The sequence below is a fragment of the Pseudomonas fluorescens genome (genome assembly GCF_000730425.1).
GTDB classification, from domain to species: domain Bacteria; phylum Pseudomonadota; class Gammaproteobacteria; order Pseudomonadales; family Pseudomonadaceae; genus Aquipseudomonas; species Aquipseudomonas fluorescens_X.
In genome coordinates this window covers 2,031,376-2,047,788 of record NZ_CP008896.1, presented here as the reverse complement: position 1 = coordinate 2,047,788, position 16,413 = coordinate 2,031,376, and the positions used below count along the sequence as shown (strand labels likewise).

The window sequence follows — 16,413 nt, the reverse complement described above, 5'->3', positions numbered from 1 at the left end:
CAGTTGAAAAGCTGAAAAGCCTTTCTATACACTTACCCACTGGCCAGCTGCCTGAATTTGTCCATTAGGAGTGAAAACAAGGTATGAGCACCATCGAAGAGCGCGTCAAGAAAATCGTTGCCGAGCAACTGGGCGTTAAAGAAGACGAAGTAGTCAACACTGCTTCCTTCGTTGAAGACCTGGGTGCCGACTCCCTTGACACCGTTGAGCTGGTGATGGCTCTGGAAGAGGAATTCGAGACCGAAATCCCGGACGAAGAAGCTGAAAAAATCACTACTGTTCAAGCTGCTATCGACTACGTTACTAGCCACCAGGCGTAATAGTTTGTAATCGTCGCTTGCTGTCATGGAAAAACCGCACTGCTATAACGGCGTGCGGTTTTTTCTTTAGCTCTGATGAAAAGTGAGCTTTGAAACAAAGTGTCGTCATTAGAAAAAGGAGAGTGCTGTGTCGCGTAGACGCGTCGTAGTCACCGGTATGGGTATGTTGTCGCCACTGGGTACGGATGTGCCGAGCAGTTGGCAGGGCATTCTGGCTGGCCACAGTGGTATTGGTCTGATTGAGCATACGGACCTTTCTGCCTATTCCACCCGTTTTGGCGGCTCGGTAAAGGGCTTCAATGTCGAGGAATATCTCTCGATCAAGGAATCCCGCAAACTCGACCTGTTCATTCAATACGGCCTGGCAGCCGGTTTTCAGGCAGTGCGTAATGCTGGCCTGGAAGTCACCGATGCCAACCGTGATCGCATCGGCGTGGCCATGGGCTCGGGTATTGGCGGCTTGACCAATATCGAAGAAACCAGCCGCACGCTGCATGACTCCGGCCCTCGTCGAATTTCACCGTTCTTCGTCCCGGGCTCGATCATCAATATGATTTCCGGTTTCCTGTCCATCCATCTGGGTGCCCAGGGGCCTAACTACGCCATTTCCACGGCATGCACCACGGGCACTCACTGCATCGGCATGGCGGCACGCAACATCGCCTATGACGAGGCTGACGTGATGATCGCCGGTGGCGCCGAAATGGCTGCCTGCGGGCTAGGCATGGGCGGCTTTGGCGCATCCCGTGCGCTGTCGACGCGCAATGACGAGCCGACTCGCGCCAGTCGCCCGTGGGACAAGGGCCGTGATGGCTTTGTACTGTCCGACGGTGCCGGTGCCCTGGTTCTCGAAGAACTGGAGCACGCCAAGGCCCGTGGCGCGACGATCTATGCCGAGTTGATCGGTTTTGGCATGAGTGGCGATGCGTACCACATGACCTCGCCACCTGCCGACGGTGCGGGTGCTGCACGTTGCATCGGCAATGCCCTGCGCGACGCGAAGATCAACGTCGACCAGGTGCAGTACATCAACGCCCACGGCACTTCGACGCCGACCGGCGACCTGGCGGAAGCCCAGGCCATCAAGTCTGTATTCGGTGAGCACGCCTACAAGTTGGCGGTCAGTTCCACCAAGTCCATGACCGGTCACCTGCTGGGTGCGGCAGGCGCGGTAGAAGCGATTTTCAGCGTGCTGGCGATCAAGGACCAGGTCGCGCCGCCAACCATCAACCTTGATGAACCGGATGAAGGTTGCGACCTGAACTTCGTACCTCACGAACCGCAGAAAATGCCGATCGACGTGGTGCTGTCCAACTCGTTCGGCTTCGGTGGTACCAACGGTTCCCTGGTGTTCCGCCGGTTCACCGAGTGATGCATAGCTGGGTCGACGGTCAGCCAGCGGACGCAGTGCCGCTCAAAGATCGCGGCCTGGCCTACGGCGATGGTTTGTTTGAAACCATCGCGGTCAGGGCCGGGCAGCCTGTATTGCTTGACCGCCACCTGCAACGCCTAGAGGAGGGTTGCAGGCGCCTGGCGCTTATTATGGAACCGGATCTGATCCGCAACGAGTTGCTGGCTTATGCGGTAGCCCTTGGTGACGGTGTTCTCAAGTTGATCCTCACCCGTGGCGACAGCCTGCGCGGTTATGGCATCGACGCAGCGGCCCCGACGCGCCGTATTCTGCAGGGCAGCCCGCCTGCCACCTATCCCCAGGCCCACGCTTCATCAGGTGTGCGCCTGTTTCCATGTACCACCCGCTTGTCCGAGCAACCCTTGCTCGCAGGTCTAAAGCACCTCAATCGTCTCGAACAGGTCCTGGCCCGCGCCGAGTGGCAAGATGCCGATCACGCAGAAGGTTTGATGCTGGATATGTCCGGGCGCGTCATTGAAGGCGTGTTCAGCAACCTGTTCCTGGTACATGACGGCCAACTGCTGACGGCCGACCTGAGCCGCTGTGGCGTGGCTGGCGTCATGCGCGCCGAGCTGCTGGCCAGGGCCGAGGCGCTGGGCATTGTCACCACGGTTGCCGATCTCAGCCTTGCGCAACTGCAACAGGCTCGCGAAGTGTTCGTCTGCAACAGCGTATATGGCATTTGGCCGGTGCTGGGATGTGGGCCAATGAGCTGGTCGGCTGGGCCGCTCACCCGTAAACTGCAAGGCATTGTTCGCGCGCTATTGGGTGTTTGATTTGAGACGTAAAATTGTATTGCTGCTGGAGATCGGCCTGGTCCTGGCGGGTCTGTTGCTGGGCTTTTCGGCCTGGAAACTGGACTCGGCCTTGAAGCAGCCGCTGAATCTGTCCCAGGAGCAATTGCTGGATGTAGCCGCTGGCGCCACCCCTACGGGTACGTTCAATCGTCTGGAAAACGAGGGTGTGCTGGAGGACGCCTTCTGGCTACGCCTCTACTGGCGCTTTAATCTTGATGGCCAGCCGCTGCACAGTGGCGAGTACCGCATGACGCCAGGCCTGACGGCCCAGGGCCTGATCGGCCTGTGGCGGCGCGGCGAAGTGGTGCAATACAGCCTCACCCTGGTAGAAGGCTGGAATTTCCGTCAGGTACGCAGCGCGCTGGCCAAGCATGAAAAAATCGAGCAGACCCTGTCGGGGTTGAGTGATCCTGAAGTGATGGAGAGAATCGGCCATCCCGACGTGTTCCCGGAAGGGCGGTTTTTCCCTGATACCTACCGCTTCGTACGCGGCATGAGTGATGTCGAGTTCCTGAAAAAAGCCTACAACCGCCTGGACGATGTGCTTGATCAGGAGTGGAGCCGACGCGCGCCGGATGCACCCTATACCGATCCTTATCAGGCGCTGATCATGGCATCGCTGGTCGAGAAGGAAACTGGTGTGCCTGAAGAGCGTGGGCAGATTGCTGGGGTGTTTGTGCGGCGCCTGAAGATTGGCATGCTGCTGCAAACCGACCCCACTGTGATCTATGGCATGGGTGAGCGTTACAACGGCAAGTTGACGCGCGCGCACCTGAAAGAAGCCACGCCCTATAACACCTACATGATCAGCGGCCTGCCACCGACGCCGATCGCCATGGTCGGCCGTGAAGCGATCCATGCCGCTTTGAATCCGTTGCCGGGAAGCAGCCTGTATTTCGTGGCCCGGGGCGATGGCAGCCATGTTTTTTCCGATAGCCTGGATGCCCATAATGCCGCCGTGCGCGAGTACCAGCTCAAGCGTCGCGCCGATTATCGCTCCAGCCCTGCGCCGGCCGCACCCGCGACCGTTGAGCCTGTCGCGCCTGAAGCTGTGCCCGTGCCAAGCCCACAATGACTCTGACTAAGGACTGCCTGTGACTGGCTTGTTTATTACCCTGGAAGGCCCGGAAGGCGCCGGCAAAAGTACCAACCGTGAATACCTGGCCGAGCGCTTGCGCGCCGAAGGGATCGAGGTGCTGCTGACCCGTGAGCCCGGCGGTACGCCCCTGGCGGAGAGGATCCGCGAGGTGCTGCTGGCCACTGGCGACGAGGTCATGAACCCCGACACCGAGCTGTTGCTGGTGTTTGCCGCGCGTGCCCAGCACCTGGCCGAAGTGATCCGCCCGGCACTGGCCCGTGGCGCGGTGGTGATCTGCGATCGCTTCACCGATTCTACCTACGCCTATCAGGGCGCTGGCCGCGGCTTGTCCCTGGAGCGCATCGCAACTCTGGAGACGTTCGTCCAGGGCGACTTGCGTCCGCATTTGACCCTGGTCTTCGACCTGCCGGTAGATATCGGCCTGGCCCGGGCCAGTGCCCGTGGCCGCCTGGACCGCTTCGAGATGGAAGGCCGGGCCTTTTTCGAGGCGGTGCGCGCGGCTTATCTCAAGCGTGCCGAGGCCGCACCATCACGTTACTGCCTGCTGGATGCCGCGCAGCCGCTGGAGCAGGTGCAGCAGGCCATCGATGCGCTGCTCCCCAAACTGTTGGAGCTTTACCGTGGCTGAAGCCTATCCGTGGCAGGACAGCCTGTGGCAGCAATTGGCCGGGCGTGCCCAGCACGCCCATGCCTACCTGCTCCATGGGCCGGTGGGCATCGGCAAGCGTGCCTTGGCCGAGCGCTTGATGGCGCGCCTGCTGTGCCAGCAGCCGGCAGGGCTGGAGGCGTGCGGGCAATGCAAGTCGTGCCTGTTGCTCAAGGCCGGCAGCCACCCGGACAACTACGTGCTGGAGCCGGAGGAAGCCGACAAGGCGATCAAGGTCGATCAAGTGCGCGACCTGGTGAGTTTCGTGGTGCAGACTGCGCAGATGGGCGGGCGCAAGGTGGTGCTGATCGAACCGGTGGAATCGATGAACATCAACGCCGCCAACGCCCTGCTCAAGAGCCTTGAAGAACCCTCGGGCGACACCGTGCTGCTGCTGGTCAGCCACCAGTCCAGTCGCTTGCTGCCGACCATTCGCAGCCGTTGCGTACAACAGGCCTGCCCGCTGCCAAGCGAGGCCATGAGCTTGCAGTGGCTGGCCCAGGCCTTGCCGGCGTGCAGTGAGCAGGAGCGGGTCGAACTGCTGACCCTGGCAGCGGGTTCGCCCTTGGCGGCGGTCAGCCTGCAGGCCCAGGGCGTGCGCGAACAGCGTGCGCTGGTGGTCGACGGGGTGAAGAAGCTGCTCAAGCAGGAGCAGTCTGCCACGCAACTGGCCGAGGGTTGGAAAGACGTGCCGCTGTTGCTGCTGTTTGACTGGTTCTGTGACTGGTCCAGCCTGATTCTGCGCTATCAACTGACCCAGGACGAGAACGGCCTGGGCTTGATGGACATGCGCAAGGTTGTGCAATACCTGGCGCAGAAGAGTGCCCAGGACAAGGTTTTGAGCATTCAGGACTGGATCCTCGCCCAGCGCCAGAAGGTTCTGGGCAAGGCTAACCTGAACCGGGTGCTGTTGCTTGAGGCACTGCTGGTGCAGTGGGTCGGGCTGCTGGGCCGACGTTGATATTCTCGGGGCTGACGGATGTTTCGTCGGCCAGACACTTCCTGTGACGCAAGTTGTAACTTCTTATGCTCGTAGATTCCCATTGCCACCTTGATCGCCTCGACCTCACCGCCCACGACGGCTCCCTGGATGCCGCCCTCGACGCTGCACGTCTGCGTGGTGTCGGGCACTTCCTGTGCATCGGTGTCAGTGCCGAGAACGCTGCCGACGTCAAGGCACTGGCCGAGCGCTATGCCGATGTCGATTGCTCGGTGGGCATCCATCCCCTGGACCTCAAGCCTGGCGAAGCCCCGGCCCTTGACTGGCTGCTGGGCGAACTCAATCACCCGCGAGTGGTGGCTATTGGCGAGACCGGCCTGGACTACCACTACGAACCGGAAGCCGCCGATTTGCAGCAGGCCTCGTTCCGCCTGCATCTGCAAGCGGCGCAGCAGACGGGTAAACCAGTGATCGTCCATACCCGTGGGGCCCGTGCCGATACCCTGGCCTTGCTACGCGAAGCCGCATTGCCTCAAGCGGGTGTGCTGCATTGCTTTACCGAGGACTGGGAGATGGCCAAGGCGGCCCTGGACCTTGGGTTCTATATTTCCCTGTCGGGCATCGTCACCTTCCGCAATGCCGATGCCCTGCGGGATGTGGCGCGCCAGGTGCCGGCCGACCGTCTGCTGGTGGAAACCGACTCGCCCTACCTGGCGCCGATTCCCCATCGTGGCAAGCCGAACCTGCCGGAATATGTGCGGGATGTGGCGGATTACCTGGCGATGTTGCGTGGTGAGTCGGTGGAGCGTTTTGCCGAGCAAACCACCGAGAACTTCAAGCGTCTGTTCCCGCTGGCGCACGTTCGCTGAATCCCAGGCAAAAAAAACCCGGGTTCTGGGGGGTGAATCCGGGTTAAGACCATTAGGAGTAAACAAAGGTACGCGGTCCGTTGGTACCCATATCGGTGTTTCACTTGGGGGAGATGTCACACCGACAGATGAAGTATTGATCAGTATTCCGTGCAGTCCAGCCGCATCTGATCGTTTTTTAAACAGATTTGGAATACGTGCGCTTCCCTTGAGTTCTCATTGAGTGGTAATACATTGCGCGAATCTGTGTTTTATTTTTGACCCATATCGCCTGATTCGTTGGCGCGCTGTAGGTTTAGTGTGTGGCTTGTTCATATAGACGTTGCCCAACGACCGCCCAGTCGGGATAATCCCTCGCACCGGGTAAAACGTTCCGTCATTGGGGCACCCAACCCTTTCCATACTGACCTCTGCAGACCTCTTTCTATGCACAAAGAACCCCGTAAGGTCCGTGAGTTTCGCCGCCGCGAGCAGGAAATTCTCGACACCGCGCTCAAATTGTTCCTCGAACAGGGTGAAGACAGCGTCACCGTCGAGATGATTGCGGATGCCGTGGGTATCGGCAAAGGCACGATCTATAAACACTTCAAGTCCAAGGCCGAGATCTACTTGCGCCTGATGCTCGACTATGAGCGTGATTTGAACGAGTTGCTGCACTCGGCCGATGTCGACAAGGACAAGGAGGCGCTGTCCCGGGCGTACTTTGAATTCCGCATGCGTGACCCGCAGCGCTACCGCCTGTTCGACCGCCTGGAAGAAAAAGTGGTCAAGGGCCACCAGGTGCCGGAAATGGTTGAGGAGTTGCACAAGATCCGGGCCTCTAACTTTGAGCGCCTGACCCTGCTGATCAAGGGCCGGATCAGCGAAGGCAAGTTGGAAGACGTCCCCCCTTATTTCCATTACTGCGCCGCCTGGGCGTTGGTACATGGCGCCGTGGCGCTGTATCACTCGCCATTCTGGAGCAACGTGCTGGAAGATCAGGAAGGCTTCTTCCAGTTCCTGATGGATATCGGCGTGCGCATGGGCAACAAGCGCAAGCACAGCACCGATCTGCCGAACCCCGAGACACCTGCCACCTAAGGCATTCACCCGGACAATGGCCGGTTGATTTACTGCCGTATGTGGTAACCCAGGAATATACTCAGGCATGGACCTTGCTAAAATCTGATTTATGAGTCAGGTTTTAGCGCGCCCGAATTATCCTCTGCCGGAGTGATCCATGATCGTTGATCGTCAAGGCAGGCGTTTTCGCAATTTGCGGATCAGCCTGACCTCAGCCTGCAATTACGCCTGTACCTACTGCGTGCCCAACGGCAAGCGCTTGGTGGCTGCGCAGGACGAACTCTCGGCCGAGGCCATGGCCCGTGGCGTGGCCTACCTGATCGAGGCGGCGGGCATCGATCGTCTGCGCATTACCGGCGGCGAGCCCCTGGTCAGCCCCAAGCTCGAAACCTTCATGCAGGCCGTCGGGCAAATGGGCTTGAGCGATATCAGCCTGACCACGAACGGCCAGTTGCTGGCGCGCAAGTTGCCATTGCTGGTCGATGCCGGCATTCGCCGTATCAATGTGTCCCTCGATACCCTTGATGCCGTCGCGTTTCGCGGGATTGCCCGGGGGGGCGACCTGGCCACGGTCCTCGATGGCATGGACCAGGCGCGCGCAGCGGGAATCAAGATCAAGGTCAATATGGTGCCGCTGCGCGGGCAGAACCTCGACCAGGTCATGCCGCTGCTGGAGTATTGCCTGGAGCGTGGTTATGAACTGCGTTTTATCGAGTTGATGCGCATGGGCCACCTGGCCAGCGACTCCAATGCCTTCCTGCAGCAATTTGTCAGCCTCCAGCAACTGCTGAGCCTGATTGGCGACCATCACGAATACCTGCAGGCTGATGCGCCGGTGGATGCCACAGCTGTACGTTATGAGGTTCCCGGCCAGGGATTTTTCGGCGTGATTGCCAATGAAAGCGTGCCGTTTTGCCGTACCTGTTCCCGCCTGCGGCTTTCCTCCACCGGCTGGTTGCACGGCTGCCTGTCTTCGAGCAATCGCCACTACGTCGGCGATCTGTTGGACAAGCCGCGTCACCAGGCGTTGCCCGCGTTGCAGCGTCTATTGGTCAAGGCTTTGGGTGACAAGCAGGAAGTAGCGTTTTCCGGCGGGGCGACGGTGATGAAGATCATTGGCGGCTAGCCAGGCAAGCTGGCGCAAAATCTGCATCTTGTGCCCATTCGCCGGTTTTCCGTCACCGGCCTCTGGAGGATAGGATGCGTAGTCTGGTTTTGTTGCTGGCGTCGTTTGCGCTGGGTGGCTGCATGACAGTCAGCGATATGGCCGAAGGCACTCGCTATCAGATGAGCGATGCCGGTCTGCTGGATCACAGCGATACCCGTCGTTCCAACTCGGTTCGCATACAACCCGATTCCTTTGTGTTTATCGCCCAGGGTGCATTCACGCCGCCGGGCAGTGCCTATCCGCGCCCCAATGTGGTGGCTGAGGAAGCTTTCAATGGCTTTATCGAGTACTTCCCCATGGTCCGCCGCGCCCGCGCCCCGGAAGGTCTGGAGCAGGCCATGGCTGAAGCCCGTGAAGTAGGCGCTCATTACCTGTTGTATACGCGGTTCGCCAAGGCTGATGATCGTATTGGCAATGCGGATGAGTGGGCCGACCAGGAAGCCCTGGACCGCCTGGGAGTCGACAGCGGGGTGATCCAGATCATGTTGATCGAGACCAGCACCCAGTATTTGATCGATACTGCACGGATTCGCAGTCGTGGCGGTTTACTGACGTTCCACGACAACAAGCCCGAAGATCTGCTTGGCCCTCCGCTGCGGCAGTACGCCCGCAGCCTGCTGGGCATGAGCGACCAGTGATGCAAAGGAGAACAGCATGACGGACTCGGCCAAGGCCAATGATTTGTTGGCACAGTTGCCCAAGGGCAAGGGACCGGCTCCCGTTCACCTATGGAACCCGGATTTCTGCGGCGATATCGACATGCGCATTGCCCGCGATGGCACCTGGTATTACCTGGGCACGCCCATCGGGCGCAAACCGATGGTCAAGCTGTTCTCCACTATCATCCGCCGCGATGGCGATGATTACTTCTTGATCACCCCGGTAGAGAAGGTCGGGATCCAGGTGGATGACGCGCCCTTTGTGGCCGTGTCGCTGGAGGTCGAGGGGCAGGGCGAAAGCCAGCTCCTGCGGTTTACCTCCAATGTCGAAGACCTGATTGACGCCGGCCCGTCGCACCCGCTACGGGTGGTGATTGATCCGCACACCCAGGAACCCTCGCCCTACGTGCTGGTGCGCAACAACCTTGAGGCGCTGGTCCATCGCAACGTGTTCTACCAAATGGTGGAACTGGCGGTGACGCGCCTCGTCGATGGCGAGAGTTGGTTGGGGGTCTGGAGTGGCGGGGTGTTCTTTCCCATAGGTCTGGAGCCCAGGGACTGATCCCGGCTGTATCGTTGACTGACATACCGCTATCGCGGGCAAGTCGGATCCTACATGGGTTTGAAGTGTGCGCTGTTGTAGTCGCTGGCTTGCCAGCGATGACGGCCTATCTGTCGCTATATCGTTACCTGACACACCGCCATCGCGACAAGCCGGCGCCTACGAGTTTTCCAGCTTGCGAGCGGCGTCCACGCCGGATGCAGTCAGCTTGATCGGCAGGTGCAGCGCGTGTTCACCGGCCTCGTTGCAGGACACATGGCCTTCCTTGATCAAGCCTCGGTCTTGCAGGGTGGCCAGGGTACTGGCCACGACTTTTTCGCCCCGGTAGTTATCCAGCACCTCCTTGCCCAAACCGTTCGGGTGCGCGTGCAGCAGGCGGGTGAGGACTTCTTTCTCAAGGTTTTTATCGACGTTCATGCATACCTCTTCAGGGTTAGTGGTGGGGTAGTGTTCGTCTGTCGGCCAGTGGCTCAAGGCTGTTTTGGTGTGCCGGGCAGGTTGTCATCGTTGCCGCTTGGGGCGGCATTCTTGCCTGGGCCGATCTTGCCATTCTCTACATCGGTGCCCAGGCCCTGACGGTTGCCGTCATTGCCTTGGGTACGAGGATCGGCACCGTCCTGCATGATGGCCCCGCCATTGGTGTCCAGGCCGGTGCCCATGGAGTTTTCGCTCTCTTGGGTGGCAGGGTTGGGCGGGCTGCCAATCGGATCGGTCTTGCCGGTGGAGTGGTCGGACGCGGCGACGCTAGCCAGGGACACCGCAGACAGTAAGCCTGCGAGGGCGAGGGCAGTCACTTTGGAACTATTCATGGTGGAGCCTCCATAGAAATAAGGTCCTTGCCTTATGTTGGTCAGCCCACCCTTAGCGTTGGTGCCTGGATCACGACGAACGGTGCTGGGTCACCGAGAAGAGTGCTCTGCCAGCCGGAGCGGTGGGGCGCATGGGCAAGGGTAGGAAACTGCTGGATTTAGGGTGAGCTTTTTATCCTGCGCCGCCGCGAAGTTTGCTCTGTGGTGACTGGCGCCAGCGCGGCGGCACAGGGGGGCGAGCACCTGCATAAATCCCTGCAGGCGGTCATCAAAGCACCTTAGTATGTGTCCTTTCTTTTTTAGCCGCAGGCCTGTTCATGACCATCGAGATTCGTCCCGCCGTGCCCAGCGATGCTGCGCAGATCCTGACCTTCATCACAGAGCTGGCCGAGTACGAAAAAGCCCGCCACGAAGTGATCGCCAGTGTGGTGGATATCGAGCGCAGCCTGTTCAGCGAAGGCGCTACTGCCCATGGCCTGATCTGCCTGCGTGATGGTTTGCCGATTGGTTTTGCGGTGTTCTTTTTCAGTTATTCCACTTGGCTTGGCAGCAACTGCCTGTACCTGGAAGACCTGTATATCAACCCGCAACAGCGTGGCGGCGGGGCGGGGAAGAAGTTACTGCGCCACCTGGCAAAAATCGCCTACGACAATGGGTGTGGGCGCTTTGAATGGAGCGTGCTGGATTGGAACGAGCCGGCCATAGCGTTTTACAAATCCATCGGTGCCCAACCCCAGGAGGAATGGGTGCGCTACCGTATGGAAGGTGATGCGTTGCGCGAGTTTGCCCAGGGCTGAGATCGGCCCTGTCTTGAGTCCCGGCATTTGTCATAATGGCCGCCGCTTTCGCATTTCCACATAGGCCCCTACATGCAGGAAAACCCACCGATTCCCGCCAAAGACCCTGCTCCCACGGGCACCCAGACCCTGCTGCGTGGCCTGGCCGTGGTGCAGGCGGTGGCGGCGGGTGCGCGGGATCTCAAGGAGATTGCCCGGCGCATCGGCACCACCCGCAGCACTACGCATCGCCTGGCCAGTTGCCTGGTGGACGAGCGCTACCTGCGGGTAGTACCGCAAGTTGGCTACCTGCTGGGCCCCAAGCTGATCGAGTTGGGCTTCCAGGCGCGGGAGGAACTGCCGTTGGTGACGTTGGCGATGCCTTATCTGGATGAGCTGTCGGCGCTGACCGGTGACACCATCCACCTGGCGATCCGCGAATACGATGATGTGCTGTACCTGCACAAAAATCCTGGGCGCAATGGTCCGGAAATGCGTTCGCGGGTCGGTCACCGCATGCCCCTGGCACGCACCGGGATCGGCAAGGCCTTGCTGCTCGACGACGCGCATGAGGAATGGCAGCGCCTGTATCGGGCCAGCCTGCCGGTAGGCGGGAAAAGCCTGCACTGGCCCCAGCACCCGGAGCAATCCTGGGAGCAGTTCGAGCAGCGCATGGAGCAATACGTCGTGGGCGGCTATGCGTTCGACCTGGAAGACAACGAACCGTCGATCCGCTGCGTGGCCGCACCTGTGCGCGATGCCAGCCGGCGGATCGTCGCCGGCATCAGCATCGCCAGTACGGTGCCCTACATGCCGCTGGAAAAAATGGCCGATCTGATTCCTGTGGTCAAACAGGTCGCAGCGCGGCTGTCAGCGGAGTTGGGGGCGAAGGCCTGATCAAGCCTTCAGAGTGGCCATGTCGATCACGAAGCGGTACTTCACGTCGCCGGCAATCATGCGCGCATAGGCTTCGTTGATCTGGCGGATATCGAGCATTTCGATGTCACAGGTGATGCCATGTTCGGCGCAGAAATCCAGGACTTCCTGGGTTTGGGCAATGCCGCCGATCAAGGAGCCAGCCAGGACTTTACGGCCCAATACCAGCTTGGCGGCATTGACCGGTGGGTCGACCGGTTCGATCAGGCCCACCAGGATATGCACACCATCAAAACGCAGGACATCGAGGTAGGGGTTCAGGTCGTGCTGCACCGGAATGGTGTCCAGCAGGAAGTCGAAACTGCCGGCGGCGGCCTTCATCTGCTCGGCATCGGTAGACACGATCACATGATCGGCGCCTTGGCGATGGCCTTCCTCAGCCTTGCTCGCCGAGCGGGTGAACAGGGTGACTTCGGCGCCCATGGCCTTGGCGAACTTGATGCCCATATGGCCCAGGCCGCCCATGCCGAGAATCCCGACCTTGTCGCCGGCCTTGACCCCATAGTGCTTGAGCGGCGAGTAGGTGGTGATGCCTGCGCAGAGAATCGGCGCGGCGCTGGCCAGGTCGAGCGTGGCCGGAATCTTCACTACAAAGTGCTCGCTGACCACGATGCTGTTGGAGTAGCCGCCCATGGTGTTGCTGCCGTCTACGCGATCCGGGGTGGCATAGGTCATGGTCGGGCCTTCGAGACAGTACTGCTCCAGGTCGGATTTGCACGCTTCGCAGTGGCGGCACGAATCCACCATGCAGCCTACGCCGACCAGGTCGCCGACTTTATGGGCGCTGACGCTGGCACCGACGGCCGTGACCTTGCCGACAATCTCATGGCCCGGCATCAGCGGGTAGACGGCGATGCCCCATTCGTTGCGTGCCTGGTGGATGTCGGAGTGGCAGACGCCGCAGTACAGAATCTCGATTGCCACGTCATCGGCCCGCGGGCTGCGGCGCTCGAAAGACATGGGGGCGAGGGGGGTGGTGGCCGACTGGGCGGCGTAACCGATGGCGGTGTACATGGTGAAAACCTCGCAAAAGCTTGGGCGGGAAAGGTGGCGAATTCTGCGCGTGGACCCGGTGGGCGAACATGGCAAATGCTCCGAGTCTCATGCCTATTCGTCCGGGAGTGCCCCTGGATTGGATTCATGGGGCGCCAGACCTGCGATGATGTTCTTGTCCCTTTTTCGCGAAGTTTTTTGCCATGTTGTTGACCCGCCATCTTGATGCCAACGCCACGCTGGTGTCCTTGATCGAGGGGCTTACGCCCTGTGACGGCTTTTCCCCGACTCACCTGGCAGGCGTTCAGGTACTGCGGGCCAGTTGCGACGTAGCACGCGGGCCGCAGATCTATGAGCCGAGCCTGATGTTCGTGGCCCAAGGCAGCAAGGTCGCCTACCTGGGCCCACGCACCCTGGAATATGGCGCCGGGCACTACCTGATCCAGGCGATGCCGGTGCCCTTCGAGTGCGAGACGTTTGCCATGGCCGCTGATGCACCGCTGTATGGGGTGACGGTGGGTATTGATCGGGTGGTACTGGGCGAGTTGGTGATGGCCATGGGCATGCAGGCCGGGCCGCCGCCGACGGCGCAGACGTTGGAGTCGATGAGCTCGGTCGTACTCGATGATGGGATGCGTGGTGCCGTGGAACGGCTGTTGCAGTGCCTGCACGATCCACTGGAAAGCCGGGTCATGGGGCCGGCGCGGGTGCGGGAGTTATTGTTCACCGCTTTGCGTGGGCCTCAGGCCGATGTGCTGCGCGCGCTGGTGGAGCAACAGGGGCAGTTTTCGCGGATTGCCACGTCATTGAATCACCTGCATGCCCATTACGCCGAACCACTGAATATCGAGACCCTGGCCGGTTATGCGCATATGAGTGCATCGACCTTTCATGAACACTTCAAGCGCTGCACCTTGTTGTCGCCGGTGCAGTACCTCAAGCGCCTGCGATTGCTCAAGGCCCAGCAGTTGTTGCTGGTCGAAGGCATGGGCGTGGCGCAGGCGGCGCATAACGTGGGGTATCAGAGTACGTCGCAGTTCAGTCGCGAATACAAGCGCTATTTCGAGCGTAACCCGGGTGAAGAACGCGCCGCATAAACCCCCAGAGATACCTCGATCCAAATGTGGGAGCGGGCTTGCTCGCGAAGGCAGTGTGTCAGGTTAATAATACTTAGCTGACACACCGCCTTCGCGAGCAAGCCCGCTCCCACATTAGATTTGTGTCGGCCATAAAAAAGGCTCTCCCGTGGAGAGCCTCATGTTCAAGCAGATGGCTTACATATTCGGGTAAGTCGGCCCGCCCGCACCTTCCGGCGTGACCCAGGTGATGTTCTGCGAAGGGTCCTTGATGTCACAGGTCTTGCAGTGCACGCAGTTCTGGGCGTTGATCTGGAAGCGTTTCTCGCCGTCTTCCTGGGTGATCACTTCGTATACGCCGGCCGGGCAGTAGCGTTGCGCTGGTTCATCGTAGAGCGGCAGGTTGGTGCCGATCGGGATGCTCGGGTCCTTGAGCTTCAAATGGCACGGCTGTTCTTCTTCATGGTTGGTGCTGGAGAGGAACACCGAGCTCAGCTTGTCGAAGCTCAGCTTGCCGTCGGGTTTTGGGTATTCGATCTTCTGGCTGTCTTTAGCCAGTTTGAGGCAGGCGTAGTCCGGCTTGGTGTCGTGCAGGGTAAACGGCATCTTGCCGCCGAGGATGTTCTGGTCGAACCAGTTGAAGCCGGCACCGATGATCGGGCCGAACTTGTGCATCGCCGGGCCGAAGTTGCGGGTGGCGAACAGTTCTTCGTAGAGCCAGCTGGCTTTGAAACTGTCGACGTAGGCCGTCAGCTCATCACCGCCTTCGGACTCGGCGAACAGGCGATCGGCCACGGCGTCTGCAGCGAGCATGCCGGACTTCATCGCGGTGTGGCTGCCCTTGATCTTGGCCACGTTCATGGTGCCCAGGTCGCAACCGATCAGGGCGCCGCCCTTGAAGACCATCTTCGGCAGCGAGTTGATGCCGCCCTTGGCCAGGGCGCGTGCGCCATAGCTGATGCGCTTGCCGCCTTTCAGGTACTGGGCCAGCACCGGGTGATGCTTGAGGCGCTGGAACTCATCGAATGGCGACAGGAAGGTATTGCTGTAGGACAGGTCGACGATCAGGCCGACCACCACCTGATTGTTTTCCAGGTGATAGAGGAACGAACCACCGGTGTTTTCGTTGCTCATGATATCCAGCGGCCAGCCGGCGGTGTGGACGACGAGGCCTGGCTGGTGCAAAGCCTCGTCGATTTCCCAGATTTCCTTGAGGCCGATGCCGTAGTGCTGCACGTCGGCGTCGCTGTCCAGGTTGAAGCGCTGGATCAGTTGCTTGCCCAAGTGCCCGCGGCAGCCTTCGGCGAACAGCGTGTACTTGCCGCGCAGTTCCATGCCTGGGGTGTACAGGCCTTCCTTTGGATGGCCCTCACGGTCGACGCCGAGGTCGCCAGTGATGATCCCGCGTACTACGCCGTTTTCGTCGAACAGTACTTCCTGGGCGGCGAAGCCTGGGTAGATTTCCACGCCCAGGTTCTCGGCTTGCTGGGCCAGCCAGCGGCACAGGTTGCCCAGGGAAATGATGTAGTTACCTTCGTTGTGCATGGTCTTGGGCACGAAGAAGTCTGGAACCTTGGTGGAGCTGTCGCTGCTGCGCAGTACATAGATGTCGTCGCGCACGACCGGGGTATTGAGCGGGGCACCCAGTTCTTTCCAGTCCGGGAACAATTCATTCAGGGCGCGTGGCTCAAACACGGCACCGGACAGGATGTGTGCGCCGACTTCGGAGCCTTTTTCGACCACGCAGACGCTGATTTCCTTACCGGCTTCGGCGGCCTTCTGCTTCAGGCGGCAGGCGGCAGACAGGCCCGACGGCCCTGCGCCGACGATGACCACGTCGAATTCCATGTATTCGCGTTCCACAGGCTATCTCCTACTCAAGGCTCAACAGTTTTTTTTCTAATGGGTGGAGGTTCGGTGTTTTATCCGTCGTCTGCTGCGCCAATTTCTTACAAAAGGGCAGGGGACGATCCACCTTTCTCTCTAGGTGGCGCATTATATCTACACCACTCTCAGCGTCCAATACAAACGTTTGTTTGAATTGCCCGCGGGCTAGATAAATCAAAGCAGCGCGGCTTATAGCTGACCATTTTGCTGTATTGACCGGAAAAGGCGTTCCGGTCAATATACGGTCGGTTTTGCGCTTCTCGTAGGCGGACTGCCGGTTTCAAGGCCACGTCCAAAGACAGGGCAATGCTTATGCAGGTTGACGCGCACGTAATGCTGGCGCGCAGTTTACACGTTGCGACGATGAATGACTTGTCAGTCACCCCTGACGAACGGTCTTTAT

General features: G+C 60.0%; 18 protein-coding genes. 14 read left to right on the top strand and 4 right to left on the bottom strand.

Going from position 1 to position 16,413, the window contains the following annotated elements; genetic code table 11:
* The first annotated feature begins 83 nt into the window (after positions 1-83).
* The 11 genes from acpP to HZ99_RS08820 all read left to right on the top strand — a co-directional run bounded on the left by acpP (position 84) and on the right by HZ99_RS08820 (position 9,533).
* Positions 84-320, top strand: coding sequence for an acyl carrier protein (acpP, locus tag HZ99_RS08870; protein WP_005892238.1), 237 nt, complete (start codon positions 84-86; stop codon positions 318-320).
* A 127-nt stretch (positions 321-447) separates the two neighbouring features.
* Positions 448-1,692, top strand: a complete 1,245-nt coding sequence (gene fabF, locus HZ99_RS08865; protein ID WP_038442482.1) for a beta-ketoacyl-ACP synthase II — start codon at positions 448-450, stop codon at positions 1,690-1,692.
* A complete protein-coding gene (pabC, locus tag HZ99_RS08860) occupies positions 1,692-2,507 on the top strand; it encodes an aminodeoxychorismate lyase (RefSeq protein ID WP_038442480.1) in 816 nt (271 codons plus the stop codon). Before fabF ends, pabC begins: the two co-directional genes overlap by 1 nt.
* Position 2,508: 1 nt before the next feature.
* The gene (gene mltG, locus HZ99_RS08855) at positions 2,509-3,603 is read left to right on the top strand and encodes an endolytic transglycosylase MltG (RefSeq protein ID WP_051903301.1); all 1,095 of its coding nucleotides are present in this window, start codon (positions 2,509-2,511) and stop codon (positions 3,601-3,603) included.
* 19 nt (positions 3,604-3,622) lie between these two features.
* Positions 3,623-4,255 carry a dTMP kinase gene (tmk, locus tag HZ99_RS08850; RefSeq protein WP_038442478.1) on the top strand — a complete coding sequence of 211 codons (633 nt, stop codon included), beginning with the start codon at positions 3,623-3,625 and terminating at the stop codon, positions 4,253-4,255.
* Positions 4,248-5,234: a DNA polymerase III subunit delta' gene (locus HZ99_RS08845; protein WP_038442476.1), complete on the top strand. Its 987-nt coding sequence runs from the start codon at positions 4,248-4,250 to the stop codon at positions 5,232-5,234. The genes tmk and HZ99_RS08845 overlap by 8 nt, the downstream gene beginning before the upstream one ends.
* Positions 5,235-5,299: 65 nt before the next feature.
* Entirely contained in the window at positions 5,300-6,082 is a 783-nt protein-coding gene (locus HZ99_RS08840; RefSeq protein ID WP_038442474.1) for a TatD family hydrolase, read from the top strand.
* A gap of 426 nt (positions 6,083-6,508) precedes the next feature.
* Entirely contained in the window at positions 6,509-7,162 is a 654-nt protein-coding gene (locus HZ99_RS08835; protein ID WP_029299679.1) for a TetR/AcrR family transcriptional regulator, read from the top strand.
* Positions 7,163-7,301: 139 nt separating this feature from the next.
* Complete coding sequence (locus HZ99_RS08830) at positions 7,302-8,270, top strand: GTP 3',8-cyclase MoaA (RefSeq protein WP_038442472.1); 969 nt, start codon at positions 7,302-7,304, stop codon at positions 8,268-8,270.
* Between the two features lie 74 nt (positions 8,271-8,344).
* The gene (locus tag HZ99_RS08825; RefSeq protein WP_038442470.1) at positions 8,345-8,950 is read left to right on the top strand and encodes a DUF4823 domain-containing protein; all 606 of its coding nucleotides are present in this window, start codon (positions 8,345-8,347) and stop codon (positions 8,948-8,950) included.
* Between the two features lie 16 nt (positions 8,951-8,966).
* On the top strand, positions 8,967-9,533 hold the full coding sequence (locus tag HZ99_RS08820) for a DUF1285 domain-containing protein (protein WP_038442468.1): 567 nt from the start codon (positions 8,967-8,969) through the stop codon (positions 9,531-9,533).
* Positions 9,534-9,692: 159 nt separating this feature from the next.
* Here HZ99_RS08820 and HZ99_RS08815 read toward each other — a convergent pair whose 3' ends face one another.
* Both HZ99_RS08815 and HZ99_RS08810 read right to left on the bottom strand, forming a co-directional pair.
* Positions 9,693-9,950 carry a hypothetical protein gene (locus HZ99_RS08815; RefSeq protein WP_038442466.1) on the bottom strand — a complete coding sequence of 86 codons (258 nt, stop codon included), beginning with the start codon at positions 9,948-9,950 and terminating at the stop codon, positions 9,693-9,695.
* 53 nt (positions 9,951-10,003) lie between these two features.
* Positions 10,004-10,342 carry a hypothetical protein gene (locus tag HZ99_RS08810; RefSeq protein WP_038442464.1) on the bottom strand — a complete coding sequence of 113 codons (339 nt, stop codon included), beginning with the start codon at positions 10,340-10,342 and terminating at the stop codon, positions 10,004-10,006.
* Positions 10,343-10,659: 317 nt separating this feature from the next.
* Here HZ99_RS08810 and HZ99_RS08805 point away from each other — a divergent pair, with 317 nt between their 5' ends.
* Together HZ99_RS08805 and HZ99_RS08800 are read left to right on the top strand one after the other, a co-directional pair.
* Positions 10,660-11,139, top strand: a complete 480-nt coding sequence (locus HZ99_RS08805; RefSeq protein ID WP_038442463.1) for a GNAT family N-acetyltransferase — start codon at positions 10,660-10,662, stop codon at positions 11,137-11,139.
* 72 nt (positions 11,140-11,211) lie between these two features.
* Positions 11,212-12,015, top strand: a complete 804-nt coding sequence (locus tag HZ99_RS08800) for an IclR family transcriptional regulator (RefSeq protein WP_038442461.1) — start codon at positions 11,212-11,214, stop codon at positions 12,013-12,015.
* On the opposite strand, the gene HZ99_RS08795 is transcribed toward HZ99_RS08800, so the two are convergent.
* Positions 12,016-13,068, bottom strand: a complete 1,053-nt coding sequence (locus tag HZ99_RS08795) for an NAD(P)-dependent alcohol dehydrogenase (protein WP_038442459.1) — start codon at positions 13,066-13,068, stop codon at positions 12,016-12,018.
* A 182-nt stretch (positions 13,069-13,250) separates the two neighbouring features.
* On the opposite strand from HZ99_RS08795, the gene HZ99_RS08790 reads away from it, so the two are divergent.
* A complete protein-coding gene (locus tag HZ99_RS08790; RefSeq protein WP_038442457.1) occupies positions 13,251-14,144 on the top strand; it encodes an AraC family transcriptional regulator in 894 nt (297 codons plus the stop codon).
* 177 nt (positions 14,145-14,321) lie between these two features.
* Here the strand turns inward: HZ99_RS08790 and HZ99_RS08785 are convergent, their stop codons facing one another.
* The gene (locus tag HZ99_RS08785; protein WP_038442455.1) at positions 14,322-15,986 is read right to left on the bottom strand and encodes an electron transfer flavoprotein-ubiquinone oxidoreductase; all 1,665 of its coding nucleotides are present in this window, start codon (positions 15,984-15,986) and stop codon (positions 14,322-14,324) included.
* Positions 15,987-16,413: the final 427 nt, after the last annotated feature.

What these genes read in the sequence shown, in the direction of transcription:
- HZ99_RS08830 (WP_038442472.1), top strand. Translation starts at nt 7,302, where the DNA reads ATGATCGTTGATCGTCAAGGCAGGCGTTTTCGCAATTTGCGGATCAGC.
- HZ99_RS08820 (WP_038442468.1), top strand. Translation starts at nt 8,967, where the DNA reads ATGACGGACTCGGCCAAGGCCAATGATTTGTTGGCACAGTTGCCCAAG.
- HZ99_RS08795 (WP_038442459.1), bottom strand. Translation starts at nt 13,068, where the DNA reads ATGTACACCGCCATCGGTTACGCCGCCCAGTCGGCCACCACCCCCCTC.
- HZ99_RS08800 (WP_038442461.1), top strand. Translation starts at nt 11,212, where the DNA reads ATGCAGGAAAACCCACCGATTCCCGCCAAAGACCCTGCTCCCACGGGC.
- HZ99_RS08835 (WP_029299679.1), top strand. Translation starts at nt 6,509, where the DNA reads ATGCACAAAGAACCCCGTAAGGTCCGTGAGTTTCGCCGCCGCGAGCAG.
- HZ99_RS08815 (WP_038442466.1), bottom strand. Translation starts at nt 9,950, where the DNA reads ATGAACGTCGATAAAAACCTTGAGAAAGAAGTCCTCACCCGCCTGCTG.
- pabC (WP_038442480.1), top strand. Translation starts at nt 1,692, where the DNA reads ATGCATAGCTGGGTCGACGGTCAGCCAGCGGACGCAGTGCCGCTCAAA.
- HZ99_RS08810 (WP_038442464.1), bottom strand. Translation starts at nt 10,342, where the DNA reads ATGAATAGTTCCAAAGTGACTGCCCTCGCCCTCGCAGGCTTACTGTCT.
- acpP (WP_005892238.1), top strand. Translation starts at nt 84, where the DNA reads ATGAGCACCATCGAAGAGCGCGTCAAGAAAATCGTTGCCGAGCAACTG.
- HZ99_RS08825 (WP_038442470.1), top strand. Translation starts at nt 8,345, where the DNA reads ATGCGTAGTCTGGTTTTGTTGCTGGCGTCGTTTGCGCTGGGTGGCTGC.
- HZ99_RS08840 (WP_038442474.1), top strand. Translation starts at nt 5,300, where the DNA reads ATGCTCGTAGATTCCCATTGCCACCTTGATCGCCTCGACCTCACCGCC.
- HZ99_RS08805 (WP_038442463.1), top strand. Translation starts at nt 10,660, where the DNA reads ATGACCATCGAGATTCGTCCCGCCGTGCCCAGCGATGCTGCGCAGATC.
- HZ99_RS08790 (WP_038442457.1), top strand. Translation starts at nt 13,251, where the DNA reads ATGTTGTTGACCCGCCATCTTGATGCCAACGCCACGCTGGTGTCCTTG.